Below are 15,437 nucleotides of genomic sequence, written 5' to 3'. Positions count from 1 at the left end.
TTTTCAGCCGCGCAGGGAGATGCAGGGAAGTGAAGAAGCAAAGTGGCGTCGCAAAGCCACTTCGAAACCTCGACTTTTCCGGATCCAGCGCCCGGACCTTGTGGGACATCGGCGGTCCCGCAGGGCAGACAAGTGCCAGCGCCAACGGCATTCACTGCCCCGGCGATCACACGTCTGCCTCGCCCCCCGCAGCCAAGACATCGATCAGCGCCCGTGCTGCACGCGACGCCTGCCGGTGCGGTGCATGGATCACCGAGAACGGCCGGGATCGCCCGCGCGTCTGCGATAGCACCTCGACGGCACGACCCTGGCCGATCAGGTCGAGCGCGATGAAGTCATAGGTCTGACAGATCCCGAACCCGTTCAGGGCGAGCGAGACCACACCCAGGACATCGTCGGAAACCTGCAGGCCCCCTTGCGGCGTCCAGTCCAAGTCACGCCCCTCATCGCGCAGGATCCAGGGCGATACGCGGCCGGTGCTCGGCATCACGAACGGCAGGCAGGCATGCGCCGCCAGTTCGCCGATGCTGCGCGGTGCCCCCGCACGCGCAATGTAGGCCGGTGCGGCGAGCAGGCACATCGGCGCATCCTCGAGCTTGCGCGCTACCAGCCCGCTGTCGGGCAACTGGCCCATGCGGATCGCAAGGTCGTAGCCTTCGGCCACCAGGTCCACGTTCCGGTTGGTGATGTTCAGCTCGACGCGCAGTTGCGGATGCCGGGCGGCGAAGCGCCGCAACAGCACCGGCAGCCGGTGATGGGCGTAGGTGGTGGGTGCGCTCAGACGCACGCTGCCCGTGAGTTCGCTGCCATGCCCCTGCATCGCGCGTTCGGCGTCGTCGATCAGGGCGAAGGCCGCGCGCGACTGCTCCAGGTAGTGCCGCCCTTCGTCGGTGAGGCTCAGGCGGCGGGTCGTACGGCGCAGCAATTGCACACCCAGGCGAGTCTCCAGCCGCGTGATCGCCCGGCTGAGCACCGATGGCGTGGTCGCCAGGGCCACGGCAGCAGACGTCATGGAGCCTTTGTCGACCACCGTCACGAAGGTCTCGACATCGCCCAGGTGATCGAATTTTCGGCTCATCTTGCCTCCTGAAGAACAAGTCATTTCCCTGCAGGGCAGTTTATCGCCGTCATAGCCACTAATACATTCGATTCCACGGGCACCAGGCCCCTTCCCTCACTTCTTTCCAGGAGCACACGATGATTTCCACCGCCCCCTCCAAGCCGTTCGTCGAGCCGATTCGTCCCGTTCTGATGGTGCTGACCAGCCATGGCATCAAGGGCGCGACCGGCGAAGCGACCGGCTTCTACCTCGGCGAACTGACCCATCCGCTGGCCGAATTCGAAGCGGCAGGCATCCCTTTCGAGCTGGCGTCCATCCAGGGTGGCGAGCCGCCTGTCGACGGACTGGACCTCGATGACGCGGTCAATGCGCGCTACTGGCGCGACGACGCGTTTCGCGAGGCCCTTCGCCACACGCTTCGCCTGGGCGAGGTTGACCCTGCGAGGTACAGCGCGATCTTTTTCGCGGGCGGTCACGGCGCGATGTGGGACTTTCCGACGAACGACGACGTGTCCCGCGTCACACGCGAAATTTATGAGTCGGGCGGCGTGGTCGGCGCGGTGTGTCACGGTCCTGCGGCACTGGTGAACGTGACGCTCGGCAACGGTGCCTACCTGGTCGCTGGCAAGAACCTCAGCGCCTTCACCGACGACGAAGAGCGTGCGGTCAAGCTCGACGAGGTCGTGCCGTTCATGCTCGCCTCCACGCTCGTCCTGCGCGGGGCGTATCACCATCCGGCCCCGGACTGGACGGCCAAGGTCGTCGTCGATGGCCGGCTGGTCACCGGCCAGAACCCGCAATCCGCCGCGGGCGTCGGGGCCGCGATGCGCGACCTGCTGCTGCACCCGCTGGCCTAGTCGCGCAACGGCGCCAACACCTCCATCCCCGCGCTCCACATCACACCCAAGGTTTCTTCGTGCTCCATCGTTCCTTCCTGACCGCCGCGTTCGCGCTGGCGGCACTCCTCGCTCTTTCGCAAACTGCCAGTGCCGCCAGCGGCCCCAGACTCGAACGCTGGCGCAGCTATGCCGGGCTGAGCTGGCAGCCCTCCAGCGACAGTGCGAACCCCGCGCCATTTGCCGGATCGGTCGACGCGCCGATCGCGGGTCTGCATTTCGATGCCAACGGCACCGCGTACGTGAGCACCCCGCGCCTCATCTCGGCCGGCGCGCCGGCAACCCTCAGCAAGCTGGACACGCGCGCGCGAACAGGTCCCGCGCGGCTGACGGCGTTCCCTTCGGTGCAAGCCAACGCGATCGACGGCGACCCGCAACAGAGCCTGCGCAACGTACTCGGCTTCCACGTCGACCGAAGGAACGGCTGGTTGTGGGCCGTCGACATGGGCTTCATCGCCGGTGAACCCGAGGCACCGGAAGGCGCCCAGAAAGTGCTCGTGATCGATCTCGCGTCCGGCCGTACCGTCAAGCGAATCCCACTGGACGGTGTTGCCGACCGCAGGGGCAGCTTCCTGAACGACATCGCAGTCGACGAGCGACGCCGCGTGGCCTACATCTCCGACAGCGGCATGCGCAGCGCCCCACACAACATGGTGGGACTGATCGTGATCGACCTGGCTTCCAACCGGGCGCGACGCGTGCTCGACAAGCACCCGACCCTGCAGGTCGAGCCCGGCGTGAAGGTCTTTTCTCATGGCAGCGAGGTCTGGCCAGGCAACCCGCTTCTGCTTGGCATCAACGGCATCGCGCTGTCACCCGATGGCCGCACGCTGTACTGGACCGTGACCACAGGGACTCGTGCCCACGCGATCCCCACCGCGGTCCTGCGCAAGACCGATGCCACCGAGGCGCAGCTTGCCGCGTCGATCCGCGATCTTGGCGCCGTGGGCGGCAACACGGACGGGATCGTCGTCGATGCGCAGGGCGACCTCTACATCACCGATGTCACACGCAACGGGATCATGAGGTACAGCCCTCGTTCGAAGGCGATGTCGCTGATGGCGGCCGACGAACGCGTCCGATGGCCGGACACCCTGTCCACGCTGCCCGGCGGTGATCTGGTTTTCACTTCGAGTGCCTTGAACGAGCACTTCGCGGGCTCGGTCAAGGGCGGCGAGGAGCGCTACGACCTCTGGCGCCTGCCGGTCGCCGGCAGGAACGCGAAGGCGCGCTGAGCGCACGGTGTCCGCGCGCCAAGAGGAACCCTCGCGACGGCCCGCGGCGGCAGGCAGGAAGCGTCATCTCCAATGCGCCGCACCCTCCGCGCCGGGGACGCCACCACTCTGCTGGTTCAGCCACGCCCGGCCGCGCGCATAGAGCGCCTCGACCTCCGCCCCCTGCAGCTGCGGCATGTCGCGCTTCACGGCATAGCCGATCTGGGTCTGCACATAGGCCAGGTGACGATAGCCTGCGGGAAAGGCAGCCAGGCGGTCGGTGTCGAGTTGCAGCGGCACGGCGGGATCGACGGGGTCGATGCGGTCTTTCTCGTAGATGGGCTGGCGAACGACCAGGCCCCAGCGGCCATCGCGCTTCTCAAGGAAATCGTAGAAGCGCCCCGTGCACACCACGTCGCAGAGCACGCCCTGAACCTCCGCGCGCTGCGAGATCGTCATCTTGGTCTGCGCAATGGCGCGCTCGCCCGCCAGATCGATCGACGTGCCGCCGAGGAAATGCAGGATGCTCACTCCCTTGGCCATGCCCTCCTGGGTGACCCGGATGAATTCGCGCGCGGGCCCCTGGAACCAGGTCGCGTGCATGAAGCCGTCGTCGTGCCACACGGTGGCGAAGCGCTTCCAGTCGCCGGCATCGCGCCATACGGCCCAGTTCTCGATGAGCTCGCGGATCGCGAGCTTGTCGCTCCAAGCATCGGTCATGTCCATGTTCCTGTTCGATTCCCAAAAAACTCAACGTGACGGCAGCGAGCCGGTCTTGCCGGTGCGCAGGCGATAGACCTTGCCTGCGCCGACGGTGGCCACATACAGCGTGCCCGCTTCCGGCCCCCGCCCGAATCCCAGGTTGACCGGGCTTTCGTTGTGGGGCAGCGCAAGGCGCGCAGCCAGCACACCGCCCGGCGTCATCACATAGATGCCGGGTCCCGACGCGGCGCCGGGCAGCGCGAGGTACACGTTGCCTTCGCTGTCGGTGGCCATTCCGTCGACACAGCCTGACTTCTGAAGATCGAGCAACACGCGCGGCGCCTCCGGCCGGCCAGCCTCATCGAGCGGATACGCGACGAGGCCGCCCGCGCCGGTCCGGTCGAGCGCCGCCTGCCCCTGCTCGCCGAGCGCATTCGTACCGGGGTCGCACAAGCCCACGTAGAGGGTGCGCTGGTCGGGCGAGAGCTCGATGCCGTTCATCTTCGAGTTGTCGCCCAGGATGCGCGTGAGCGGCCACAGCCCCTTGGCGCCGGGCCCGGGCGGGTCGATCCTGTAGACGGCGTTGATGCGCTGCTCGATCGTTTCGGGGCCGAAGAGGCGAAGGTCCGAGAAATAAATGCGGCCCGCGCGATCGATCGCCACGTCATTGGGTGCGTTGAACTGGCGGTTCTCGTGGAAGTAGGCAACCACGCGGTAGGCGCCGGTGCGCAGGTCGGTGATGGAGACGCGGCGCCCGCCGTAGTCAGCCCCCTCGGCGGTGACCATCCGGTCCTGTACGTCGATGGCCAGGCCGGCGGCCATGTTGCTGGGCTCGCGGAAGATGCGCGGCCTGCCGCCGGGCGGCACGACCCAGATGCGGCCACCCTGCACGCCGCCCGCGTCCGAGCAGCCGACCGAACGCGTGATCTCGGTGAAGTACACGCTGCCATCCGAGGCGCTCGCGATGCCTTCCATCACACCGCAGCCTCCCGAATGAACGAGCTCGAAGCTCGGTGCGGGGAAGAACTCCTGCTGCCGCGCTGGTGTCGGCACTTCAGCGTGGCTTTGCAGGACGCACAGCAGCGTCGCAAGGATCATCGGCAGTCGCATGGCTCGGTCTCTCCTTTCGATCGTCAGGCGTGACGCTGCAGAAACGGCAGCACGTGCGCCAGCACCTCGTCGGGTGCTTCCTCCGCCATCAGGTGGCCGCAGTCGATGGCCGCGCCCTCCACGTGGTCGGCCCACTGGCGCCAGATCTCGACGGGGTCGGGCCGCGCGGTGTTGGATGCGCTCCACAGCACCTGCATCGGACAGGCGATGCGGCGGCCGGCGGCGAGGTCCTCGTTGTCGTGCCGAAGATCGATCGACCCGGCAGCCCGGTAGTCCTCGATCATCGCGTGGCGCACCGAGGGCTTGGCGAACGCACGGTGGTATTCGGCGAGCGCCTGCGGCGTGACCGCGTCGAACCTGAGCACCGCGCTGCGCAGCGACCAGTCGAGAAAGTACGCGGGATCCGCGTCGAGCAGGCGCTCGGGCAAGTCGAACGGCTGCGCGAACAGATACCAGTGGAACGCCTTGAGCCCGAAGTCCATGTTCGCGCGGCGCCACATCGCTTCTGTCGGAACCACCGTGAGCGAGGTGAAGGCACTGACCACGCCGGGCTGGTCGAGGCACAGCCGGTAGGCCACGCGCGCGCCGCGGTCGTGGCCGACGATGGCGAAGCGATCGAAGCCCAGCGACTTCATGAGCCGGACCTGGTCGCCGCCCAGGGTGCGCTTGCAGTGATGGATATGCAACGGATCGCCGCCGGGTCCGGTGCTGTCGCCGTAGCCGCGCAGGTCGGGCGCGACCACAGTGAAATGCCGGGCGAGCGCGGGCGCGACGCGGTGCCACGCCACATGCGTCTGCGGATAGCCGTGCAGCAGCAGCAAGGGCGGGCCGCTGCCGCCGACCTCGGCGTGGATCGTGGCATTGCCAAGCTCGGCGCGATGGACCTTGAAGCCGGGGAAGAACGGCGTGCTCATGGCTGCACCTCGCCGAAGAAGAAGTCGGCCATCGCCTCGAGCTGCTCGTTCATCATGTGCCGGCCGTGGACGATGCGCGCGCCGCGCGCCTGCGCCTCCAGGAGCAAAGGTGTGGTGGCGGGCTCCATGATGACCTCCGCGACCGTCTGCCCGGCCTGGATCGCCGAGAGCGCGAACGGCCATGCATCGCCCGGCTTCATGCCCATGGGCGTCGCGTTGACGACGAGCTCGCGAGGGCTCGCGGCATCCCAATGGCCCGCTGCATGTCCGAGCGCGCGCAGACGCTCGACCAGTTCCGCGCACTTCGCCGCATCGACGTCGTGCACGTCGATCGACGCCGCACCCGCCGCTGCCAGGGCCAGCCCGATCGCGCTGCCCGCGCCTCCCGCACCGGCCATGCCCACGCTGCGCCCCTTCACGTCGAAGCCGTTGCGCGAGAGCCCTGCAACGAACCCCGCACCATCGAGCAGGTCACCCTGCCAGCCATCGCTGGTGCGGCGAAGGACGTTCACGGCCTGAGCCTGCCTTGCCGACGGCATCAGCTCGATCGACAGTCCGGCCACGCGCTGCTTGTGCGGCACCGTGACAACGATGCCCGCGACGTTGCGCACCGCATGCAGCGCGCCCAGCAACGCCGCCACGTCGTCGCCGTGCACATGCAGCGGCACCAGCACCGCGTTGATGCCCCGCGCCTGAAGCAAGCGCGTCAATGGCAGCGGCGCCTTCACCTGTGCGATGGGGTCGCCGATGATGCCCAGGACGGTCGTTCGGCCGTCCAGTCGCAGTACGTCGAGGGTGTCATTCGTGGTCATGGTCATTTGCTTTCAGGAAATCCCGGGTGGCACGGTACGCTGCAGCGGCGCGCGCCTGCACGTCCAGCGTGGCCATGCGGATGGCGCTCGGCGCCTCGATCGAGAGGATGGCGTCGTCGTTCAATTGCGCCAGCAGGCGATGCACGGGCAACTCGCCCTCTCCGGGGAACAGGCGGTGCGCACGGCCCTCCTCGGCGGGCGACAGGCCCGGGTGGCGACGCGCGAGCGCATCGTTGACCTGCATGAAATCGCGGTCGACGTGCGGGCCGGCCATCTCGTCGGGCGCGCTGCCCGCGCGAAAGAAATGCAGCGCGTCGACGAGCACGCGAACCGCAGGTGAGCCCGAGGCGACGGCGAGTTCACGCGCGACGTGCAGAGAGCGTGCCGCCGTGTAGATCATGAACTCGAGTCCCAGCACGAGGCCGTGCGACTGCGCACGGGCCGCCAGTGCCCCGATGTTGTCCGCCGCGCGCACCAGGTCCGGATCGTCCACGTTGACCATGAGCCTGCGCGCGCCCAGCCGCTGGGCCGAGGCGAGCACGCCCGACAGCGCCTGCACGTCGAATCCCGGCCTGATCCGCACGATCTCGATGTCGTGCACCGTCATGCCCAGGTCGCGCACGCGTGCGAGCGTCTCGCGCAGCATCGGCCCGCCCTCCTCCATCGGGAACGGTGCTTCGCCGGGTCGCGCCGGCTGAAGGCGGATGCCGACCCCGCGCAAGCCCGCCGCATGCGCGGCCTCGACCAGCAAGGGCGGCGGCGCATCGAGCATGCCCAGATGCGCGAGCGAGAGACGGAACTTCATGCTGTCACCGGCACGCTGGCCTCTCGCAGCGGCACACCCTGTGCGCGCAGCAGGGACTGCAGCCGCGCCACATCCACGTCGCGCGGCAGCACGCCGCTGTCGACCGCCAGCGCCGCCGCCGTACCGGCCGCCTGGCCCGTGAGCCAGCACTGGGGGATCTCGCGCAGGAAGCCATGGGAGTTGGTGTCGCAGGCGATGTGCTTGCCGGCCGCGAGCACGCCGTCGAGCGACGCGGGTACCAGCGCACCGTAGGGCACCGAGATCGAGGGAAAGCGCGGCGACGGGCTCGGGCTGATGCCGATCTCGTCGGGCTCCACCGCGCCCGCGTCCCACGCGCTGCGCAGCACGCGCTTCACGCCGATCAGGCGCCGCCCGTGGCGGGTGCCGATCTGCGGAGCCATCAGCATGACCCACGCCTTCTCGAAGCCCGGGGCGTGCGCCCGATAGAAAGCCAGGTGCTCGCTCATACTCTGGCGCGACTCCCATTCGACCTGCGTCATCTCGTCCACGTCGAGCGCGCTGTATCCCGCCTTGCGCGGCCCGAGGAAGGTTGCGACATCGGGGCGCCAAGACACGATCGGCTTCTCGAAGCTGCCCAGCGCCTCGCGCCCTCGCGCCATGAAGGCCGAGAAGGCCTCCGGTTCGCCTGCCCTGAAGTCGAGCCAGCGCTGCATGTCCACCCCTGCGAAAAGCCACGAGGTATTGATGCAATGGTGGATGTCGTGCGCGTCGATGTCGGAATCGAAGGCCGCGCCCGCCGCCGCGTAGAGATCCCCCTCGCCGGTGGTATCCACCACCACGTTCGCCAGGATCGCGCGGCGGCCCTGCTTGCTCTCGAAGATCGCGCCCTTCACGCGACCCATCTCCTGGATCGGCGCGGCCATCCAGGCATGCAGGATCAGGTCGACGCCCGCCTCGCGGACCATCTGGTGATACACGCCCTTGAGCATCTCCGGGTCGATGGTCGGTGAATGCGTGACCACGCCGTGGAAGGCGGCCGTGCGCAGACCCCAATAGGCGGCGGCGTCGGGGTCCTGCGAGCCCCATTCGTCGCGCGGCGGGCCGGCCACGGCCTCGGCGCCCATGCGCGCCATGAACTCCGCGGCGAGTCCCTGGATGACATGCTGGCCCTGCCAGTCGCTCATGCGGTCGATCCAGATCACAAGGCCCCCCGTCGAAAGGCCGCCCAGGTGGTTGTAGCGCTCCAGCAGCACCACACGCGCACCGTTGCGCGCGGCCGCCACGGCGGCGGCCACACCAGACGGCCCGCCGCCCAGGACGAGCACGTCGCACTCCGTGTGCACGGGCACTTCACGCGCGGGCTCGGTGACGTGGCCGCCAGGTACGCGCTGCCGGCGCTGGCTCTGCCGGGCATTGACGTCGGAGCGAAAGAAATAGCGTTCTTCGGAGGTGAGGGTTCCCATCGCGGGCTTTCGAGAAAAAGGAAGGTAGGAGTGAACGAATGAATGAATGGGTTCAGGCGGCGAGCTCACTCAGCAGCATGTCGCTCAGCGGCCCCGGCGCGGTGACCATCGCGTCGTGGCCCGTGGCGAGCGTGCGCATGCGCCATCCCGCATCCGCGCGCACGCGCGCCTTGGTGGGCTCCAGCGTCGCGATCGGGTCGACAGTGCATTCGATGTAGGTCTTCGGCAAACCGTTGCCCACCGGCGCCCTCAGCTGCAGCGGCTGCAGGTAGGTGCCCACGGGCTGCGGCGTCATGCGTCGCTGCACCCAGGCTGCATCGGCAGGGTCTTTCACACCGAAGGCGGACGGCGGCAACGCGGGAGCGGCGCCCACGCCTGCACCGGTTTCGCGGATCGTCTTCAGGCGCTGCTGCACCACGGCATCGGGGAAGTCCGAGAACAGGCTCTTGCCGGAATCCAGCAGCAGCGCATCCAGGAACACGAGTTGACGCAGCCTGTCGCGGGCGCGGTCCGCCACGCCCGAGATCACGATCCCCCCATAGCTGTGGCCCACGAGCACGACGTTCTGCAGCTCCTCGCACTCGAGCAGATTGACGACATCGGCGATGTGCGTGTCGAGGTTGACCTGCGGCGACAGCAGATGCCGCCGCTCGCCGAGGCCCGTGAGCGTGGGCGCATGGACGGCGTGTCCCGCCGCGCGCAGCCGTGCCGCCACGCGCGACCAGCACCAGCCGCCATGCCAGGCACCGTGCACGAGTACGAAGGCCGGCCTGGACGCAGGATCGGCAGCGTTCTCGGTCGCCCGCACGGGCGGCACGAGCGCAGCGGCGGCGCCGGCCAGGCTGGTGGTGAAGAGCTGCCTGCGTTGCATCGCCCGCCTCCTATTCGGCGCGCGCGCCGGTCAGGCGGATCACGCCGCCCCACATCGCCGTGTCCTCGGCGATCTTGTGTGCGAGGATGCCGGGCGCGCTGCCGGCCGCGAGCCAGCCCTGTTCGAGCAGACGCTGCTTCACCTCGCTCGTCTGCAGGATGCGCGCGATCTCCTGCGAGAGCCTTTCGGCCACGGGTGCGGGCAGGCTCGCCGGACCGAAGACCGCGTTCCACGAGGCGACGTCGAAGCCTTGCCTGTCGAGCGCCGACTGGATCGGCGGCACGTCGCCCGAGCCGGGGAACGCCGCAGCCGTGCTGACGCCATACAGGCGCAACCGCCCGTTCTTCGCCTGCGGCACGGCGATCGACGGGATCATGAACGACAGGTCGATCTGCTTGCCCATCAGCGCCGTCGCCACCTGCGGAAAGCCAGGAAACGGCACGTGCACGGCGCGGATGCCCGTGTGCGTCTTCAGCAGTTCCATCGCAAGGTGCGAGCCCGAGCCCGGCCCGATGGAGCCGTAGCTGAGCTTGTCGCCCTGCGCCTTGGCGAACTCGAGGAAGCCGCGCAGGTCGGTGGCCGGCATCGCCATGCTTCCGGCCAGCACGAAGGGGCTGGTGGCCACGAGCGAGATGGGACGCAGGTCGCGCGCCACGTCATAGGGTGTGGAGGGCGTGAGCGCCTTGGCCGTGGTCAGCGGGCCGTTGCCCGTGAGGCCGATGGTGTAGCCGTCGGTGGCCCGCGCCACGGACGCCACGCCGATGCTGCCCGCCGCGCCGACCTTGTTGTCGACGATGACCGGCTGCCCCAGCGCTTGGCCGAGCGGTTCGGCCACGGCGCGCGCCAGCATGTCCGGCGACGAGCCCGGCGGAAAGCCCACGATCAGGCGCAGCGGCTTTTGCGGCCAGTTGCCCGCTGCAGCGCTCGCGGCTGCAGGCGTGAGCGAGGCCGGGAGGACCGAGGCGGCGAGCGTGCCGCACAGCAGGCGGCGCCGGTGCGAGGAAAAGTCGGGATCGGTGTGCATGGCTGTCTCCGTCGCTTGTTGTTTGATGCATTCTTGGGCCGCCATGCAGCGTGCAACGTGATACTTTATGATCCCTCGCATCACGTTTCGTGACGCCTTTCCCGGGAGTCCTGTGCCCGCATCCATCCCGCCGCGCGCTCCGCGCAGCCATACCGTCGACATCGATCTGCTGCGCGTGCTCGACACCGTGCTGCGCGTGGGCAGCTTCACCACGGCGGCCAAGGCGCTGTCGCGTACGCAGTCGGCGGTGAGCATGCAGCTCAAGCGGCTCGAAGAGCATCTGGGCGTGCAGCTCGTGGAGCGCGGCACGCGCAAGCTCGCCGCGACGCTGGAGGGCCAGCAGCTGCTGCCGCTCGCGCGCCAGATGCTCAGCCTCAACGATCAGCTCTTCCATGACATCGACGCGCAGGAGGTCTCGGGCAGCATCCGCATCGGCGCCATCGAGCACTACGCCACGCGCGTTCTGCCTGCACTCATCGCAGAGTTCTGCAAGCTGCATCCGCGCATCCACGTCGAGCTGCAGCACGGCGTTTCGTCGCTGATGCACAGGGAACTCGGCGCACGCTACGACCTCGTGATCGGCATCGGACCGGTGGGTTCGGGCGAGGGCCTGCGGCTGTCGAAGTCGCGCGTGGTGTGGGCCTCGACCGCGGGTTCGGCCACGCACCTGCAGCGTCCGCTGCCGCTGGCGCTGAACCCCGAGGGAGCGATGCTGCGCGACTGGGCCACGCACGCGCTCGACCAGGCGGGCATTCCATGGCGCATCGCCTACACGAGCACCACCGTCACGGGACTGGAGGCCGCCGTGCGCGCGGGGATCGCGATCGGCGTCTTCCGGGAAGCGACGATCTCCCAGCGGCTCAAGGTGCTCGGTGCGCGCGAGGGCATGCCTGCGATGCCCGAATGCGAGGTGTGGTTGGCGGCCACCCCGGGCCCGGGGCGCAAGGCGGTGGAACTGCTGGAGGCGTTCCTGATCCACAAGCTGCGCAAGGCGAAGCGCTGAGCCGGCAGCGGTCGCGGGAGGCTGCGCCGATGATGCGTGCTCTCGTTGTGGCATCGGTCTGCCCCACAGTGGCCTCCATGTGCCCTCCAGTATCCGACCGGGCCGAACGCCCCGGATTGGAGTTCGAATTGGGAAGCTTTGGTCTAACCTCAAGCATGCGGCGCAACTGCAGCGCCTGACAAAGCCGCAGGAGAAGGCACGCTGTCCCGCATGCGAAGTTCCAGCATCTTGAGCAGTGCACGCAGCGCGGCGCTGTTCTGACGGCGCTGTGTGTAGGCCGCATAGAGCCAGATGTCGCTGGGCATGAAATCCTGGAGAACCGGGACCAGATAGGCGCCTTCCACGTAGGGCTGCGCAAGCAGGTCGGGAACGCACACCGCGCCGATGTCCGCCAGTGCTGCGCCGATCAACGCGCTCGCATCGTTGGAGTCCATGCGTCCCCGGATGGGCACGTTGTACGGTTGGCCATCCACTTCGAATGCGATCTGTGGAGGCCCTGGCGTGACGGAGTATGCGAGGACATCGTGCTTGCGCATGTCATCGGGCTGTAGCGGGATGCCGCGCCGCGCCCAGTAGCGCGGCGTCGCGCAAAGTGTGAGCCCCATCCGGCGCAGGCGCCGCACGATCAGGTTCTCGTCGCCGATCCGCCCGAAGCGCAAAGCGATGTCGACTCCTTCGTCGACCAGGTCGATCATGCGGTTGCTCAGCTTCAGGTCGAGCTGTACGTCGGGATAGCAGGTGAGGAAATCTCCCAGCAGGCGCGGAAACGCGGTCTGGACCATCCCGTGGGGCGCGGTGATCAGCAGGCGGCCGCTGGGGTGCGAGCCCCGAGCCTGCAGCTCGCTCGTGGTCTGCTCGATCATCTCCATCAGAGGCGCACACCGCGCCTGAAGCAATCGGCCTGCGTCCGTGAGGGAGACCGAACGCGTCGAGCGGTTGAGCAGGCGCACATTGAAGCGGGACTCGAGCGTCGCAACGTGCTTGCTCACGCTGGCCTTCGAAATGCCGAGCCTGGCAGCCGCGCGCGAGAAGCTGCCTTGGAAGGCCACCTCCGAAAACGTCCTGAGAAGCTCGAACCCATCCATCTTTCATCCCGTCGCTTGCGAAGCGGCCGATTGCAGATGACTGCGCATCGTCCTCACTGGTGCGGCGCAGCGGAGCCGCTTTCCCATCCGCCACCCAAGGCCATGAATACGCTGACTTGGTACTCAACCAACCGGGCGTCCGACTCAGCCAGCGCGGCTTCGTGCGAGGCCAAGGTGCGTTGGGCGTCCAGCGCATCGAGCTGGCCGACCTTTCCGGTGATCAGCAGCGCCCGCGCCTGATCGGCCACGGTCAGGCTCTGGTCGCGCGCGGCAGCAAGAGCCGCATGACGATCAAGCTCGCGGGCGTAGGTGTCCAGCGCGGCTTCGGCTTCGCGCAGCGCATTCAGCACAGTGCCTTCGAATCGCGCGACTTCGCCGCGAGCCGTTGCTTCGGCCTGGGTGATGCGCGCTCGCGCGACACCCGTGTTGGGAAAGGACCAGCTGATCAGCGGCCCCACGCTGTAGCTCAAGGTCTCACGGTTGACGAACCGTTCGACAAAGCCGGCAGACGCCGATGAAAGGCCCAGCGTCACCTTGGGATAGAGATCGCCCGTCGCGACACCGATTCGCGCCGTCGCGGAGGCCAGGCTTCGCTCGGCCTGCCGCACGTCGGGGCGCCGGGCGAGAAGCGCAGCGCCGTCGCCCACTGGCAGCAGTCCAGCCACGCGTGGAGGCTGCTCGCAACGGCTGACGACCTCGGGAAAGTCGCGCGGCGGCGCACCCGTGAGCGTGGCGAGCCGGTACAGCGCCTGCTGGCGCCGGGCTTCCAGCGGGGGAATCGCAGCGCGCAGGGTTTCGAGCTGGGCGCGCGCACGCGCGGCGTCCATGGTGCCGGCCTTGCCCGCGCGCTGCAACCGCAGCGTCAGCCCGAGAGCGTCCTCCTGCAGGCGCATGGACGCCTGTGCCACGCTCAGCTGCAGCCCGGTTGCGCACACCGCGCCATATGCCTGCGCCGTGCCGCCGGCAACGCCCACGCGCACCAGGTCCACCGCGGCACGCGCGGCGCCAGCATCCGTTTCGGCAGCTTCGATGGCGCGATGCAACTGGCCGAACAGGTCCAGCTGGTAGGACACAGCCATGCCCATGCTGTAGTTGAGCCGGCTCGGAGGCGCATGATCGGCTTGCAGCACCGACAGGCCCGAGACATGACCGAAGCTCGGACCGCCACTGAGGGTGATCGACGGCTGCTTGCTCCCGCGCGCCTCTGCCTCAACGGCCATGGCACGCTCGAAGGTGGCCAGGGCTTGCCGCAGGTCGGTGTTGTGCGCCAGGGCCCGGGAGATCAGGCCGTCGAGCTGCGGGTCTTCAAAAAGACGCCACCAGTGCGCGGGCATCGTTGCATCCGATGTGGCCGCGCCGCCGGAGAGGAACGGCCCGGCCGACGCGGACTGCGCAGCGGTGAGCGCGGCCGGTGCGATGTAGTCGGGGCCGACGGGACCATGGACACAGCCAGCCAGCATCACACATGCGGCAGCGGTTGCAAGAGCAAGGACGCGAGGCGGCTTCATGATCGCGGCTCCTGAACGCGAGCCGGGGCGGCGGCGGAAGCCGCCCGAAGCCCCATCACCTCGACCGAGACAGTCTGCCCGACGACCAATCGAGCGTGTGCCGGCAGCGGGTCGAGCTTTACCCGCACCGGAACGCGCTGGGCGAGCCGCACCCAATTGAATGTGGGGTTCACGCTGGACAGCAGGTTGGCACCGGTGCTGCGGTCGCGGTCACCGATGCCAGCAGCAATGCTGTCGACCTCGCCTTCGAGCGAGGGTGCGTCCATGGGGGTCACGCGCACCCGGTCGCCCAGCCGGATGCGCGACAGCTTGTTTTCCTCGAAGTAGCCCTCGACGTAGATCGAACCGTCAGCCACGAGTGCCAGTGCGGGGTGGCCTGCCGTCGCATAAGCACCCTGGCGCAGATCCAGATTGGTGACACGGCCCGCCGCCGGCGCGCGCACCTCTGCGCGTTGCAGGTTCAGGCGCGCCAGGTCGAGCGCTACCTGCGCCTGGTGCAAGGCCGTTTCGGCCGCCAGCAGCGCACCCCTGGCCTGCTCGACACGCAGGCGCGACTGCTCGCGCACCTCCTGTGCGACCAGGCCCTCCAGTTCGTCGTTGCGGCGGCGCTCGCGCTGCGCCTGGGCCAGTGCGGCCCGCTGATTGTCGATGACGATCCGCTGCGCGGCGACTGCAGCCTCGGCCTGCTGCAGTGCCAGCCTGAAGCGGGCTTCGTCGATCGAGAAGAGCAACTCGCCTGCCATGACCGCCTGGTTGTCGCGCACCGCCACGACGGCCACCATGCCCGAAACATCAGGCGCCACCTGGACCACGTCGGCCCGCACTCGGCCGTTGCGTGTCCAAGGCGCCAGCTCATAGTGGTCCCAGAGTTGCAGGGCGGCCCAGCAGGCGCCTGCAACGACGAGCGCGGTCAGCAGCATGCGCAAGAGGGATGGAGCCGGGCGCGACAGCCAGGCGGGAAAATGGACGGAATTGGTATTCATGTTCGAGCAGCAGGACAACGGGTCGG

General features: G+C 68.4%; 15 protein-coding genes. 3 read left to right on the top strand and 12 right to left on the bottom strand.

The window, feature by feature from the left end; genetic code table 11:
* Positions 1-166: 166 nt before the first annotated feature.
* Positions 167-1,078 (bottom strand): LysR substrate-binding domain-containing protein, encoded by a 912-nt coding sequence (locus ACTJLF_RS31115; RefSeq protein ID WP_440884594.1) that lies wholly within the window; start codon positions 1,076-1,078, stop codon positions 167-169.
* A 119-nt stretch (positions 1,079-1,197) separates the two neighbouring features.
* Between ACTJLF_RS31115 and ACTJLF_RS31110 the strand changes: the two genes are divergently transcribed.
* Both ACTJLF_RS31110 and ACTJLF_RS31105 read left to right on the top strand, forming a co-directional pair.
* The gene (locus ACTJLF_RS31110) at positions 1,198-1,917 is read left to right on the top strand and encodes a type 1 glutamine amidotransferase domain-containing protein (RefSeq protein WP_126185666.1); all 720 of its coding nucleotides are present in this window, start codon (positions 1,198-1,200) and stop codon (positions 1,915-1,917) included.
* A 59-nt stretch (positions 1,918-1,976) separates the two neighbouring features.
* Positions 1,977-3,191 (top strand): L-dopachrome tautomerase-related protein, encoded by a 1,215-nt coding sequence (locus ACTJLF_RS31105; protein ID WP_440884593.1) that lies wholly within the window; start codon positions 1,977-1,979, stop codon positions 3,189-3,191.
* A 63-nt stretch (positions 3,192-3,254) separates the two neighbouring features.
* Here ACTJLF_RS31105 and ACTJLF_RS31100 read toward each other — a convergent pair whose 3' ends face one another.
* Genes ACTJLF_RS31100 through ACTJLF_RS31065 form a run of 8 tightly spaced genes read right to left on the bottom strand, consistent with a single transcriptional unit; the run spans position 3,255 to position 10,832 of the window.
* Complete coding sequence (locus tag ACTJLF_RS31100; RefSeq protein ID WP_126185668.1) at positions 3,255-3,896, bottom strand: nuclear transport factor 2 family protein; 642 nt, start codon at positions 3,894-3,896, stop codon at positions 3,255-3,257.
* A gap of 24 nt (positions 3,897-3,920) precedes the next feature.
* The gene (locus ACTJLF_RS31095; RefSeq protein WP_126185669.1) at positions 3,921-4,982 is read right to left on the bottom strand and encodes an SMP-30/gluconolactonase/LRE family protein; all 1,062 of its coding nucleotides are present in this window, start codon (positions 4,980-4,982) and stop codon (positions 3,921-3,923) included.
* Between the two features lie 23 nt (positions 4,983-5,005).
* Positions 5,006-5,896: an alpha/beta fold hydrolase gene (locus tag ACTJLF_RS31090; RefSeq protein ID WP_126185670.1), complete on the bottom strand. Its 891-nt coding sequence runs from the start codon at positions 5,894-5,896 to the stop codon at positions 5,006-5,008.
* Positions 5,893-6,708 (bottom strand): shikimate dehydrogenase family protein, encoded by an 816-nt coding sequence (locus ACTJLF_RS31085; protein WP_354328029.1) that lies wholly within the window; start codon positions 6,706-6,708, stop codon positions 5,893-5,895. Before ACTJLF_RS31085 ends, ACTJLF_RS31090 begins: the two co-directional genes overlap by 4 nt.
* A complete protein-coding gene (locus tag ACTJLF_RS31080; protein WP_354328030.1) occupies positions 6,695-7,513 on the bottom strand; it encodes a sugar phosphate isomerase/epimerase family protein in 819 nt (272 codons plus the stop codon). Before ACTJLF_RS31080 ends, ACTJLF_RS31085 begins: the two co-directional genes overlap by 14 nt.
* Positions 7,510-8,937: an FAD-dependent oxidoreductase gene (locus ACTJLF_RS31075; RefSeq protein ID WP_126185673.1), complete on the bottom strand. Its 1,428-nt coding sequence runs from the start codon at positions 8,935-8,937 to the stop codon at positions 7,510-7,512. Before ACTJLF_RS31075 ends, ACTJLF_RS31080 begins: the two co-directional genes overlap by 4 nt.
* A 52-nt stretch (positions 8,938-8,989) precedes the next feature.
* Positions 8,990-9,808 carry an alpha/beta fold hydrolase gene (locus ACTJLF_RS31070; protein WP_440884592.1) on the bottom strand — a complete coding sequence of 273 codons (819 nt, stop codon included), beginning with the start codon at positions 9,806-9,808 and terminating at the stop codon, positions 8,990-8,992.
* A 10-nt stretch (positions 9,809-9,818) separates the two neighbouring features.
* Positions 9,819-10,832, bottom strand: a complete 1,014-nt coding sequence (locus ACTJLF_RS31065; protein ID WP_416491361.1) for a Bug family tripartite tricarboxylate transporter substrate binding protein — start codon at positions 10,830-10,832, stop codon at positions 9,819-9,821.
* 112 nt (positions 10,833-10,944) lie between these two features.
* Here ACTJLF_RS31065 and ACTJLF_RS31060 point away from each other — a divergent pair, with 112 nt between their 5' ends.
* Positions 10,945-11,835: a LysR substrate-binding domain-containing protein gene (locus tag ACTJLF_RS31060; protein ID WP_164713568.1), complete on the top strand. Its 891-nt coding sequence runs from the start codon at positions 10,945-10,947 to the stop codon at positions 11,833-11,835.
* 149 nt (positions 11,836-11,984) lie between these two features.
* Here the strand turns inward: ACTJLF_RS31060 and ACTJLF_RS31055 are convergent, their stop codons facing one another.
* The 3 genes from ACTJLF_RS31055 to ACTJLF_RS31045 are packed head-to-tail and all read right to left on the bottom strand — an operon-like array spanning position 11,985 to position 15,411.
* The gene (locus tag ACTJLF_RS31055) at positions 11,985-12,920 is read right to left on the bottom strand and encodes a LysR family transcriptional regulator (RefSeq protein ID WP_126185676.1); all 936 of its coding nucleotides are present in this window, start codon (positions 12,918-12,920) and stop codon (positions 11,985-11,987) included.
* Positions 12,921-12,973: 53 nt separating this feature from the next.
* A complete protein-coding gene (locus tag ACTJLF_RS31050; protein WP_440884591.1) occupies positions 12,974-14,428 on the bottom strand; it encodes an efflux transporter outer membrane subunit in 1,455 nt (484 codons plus the stop codon).
* Entirely contained in the window at positions 14,425-15,411 is a 987-nt protein-coding gene (locus ACTJLF_RS31045; RefSeq protein WP_440884590.1) for an efflux RND transporter periplasmic adaptor subunit, read from the bottom strand. The genes ACTJLF_RS31050 and ACTJLF_RS31045 overlap by 4 nt, the downstream gene beginning before the upstream one ends.
* Between the last annotated feature and the right edge of the window lie 26 nt (positions 15,412-15,437).

The organism is Variovorax sp. 22077 (assembly GCF_052044195.1).
GTDB classification, from domain to species: Bacteria; Pseudomonadota; Gammaproteobacteria; order Burkholderiales; family Burkholderiaceae_C; genus Variovorax; species Variovorax atrisoli.
The sequence above is the reverse complement of the archived record's forward strand: the minus strand, read 5'-3'. Positions and strand labels throughout refer to the sequence as shown.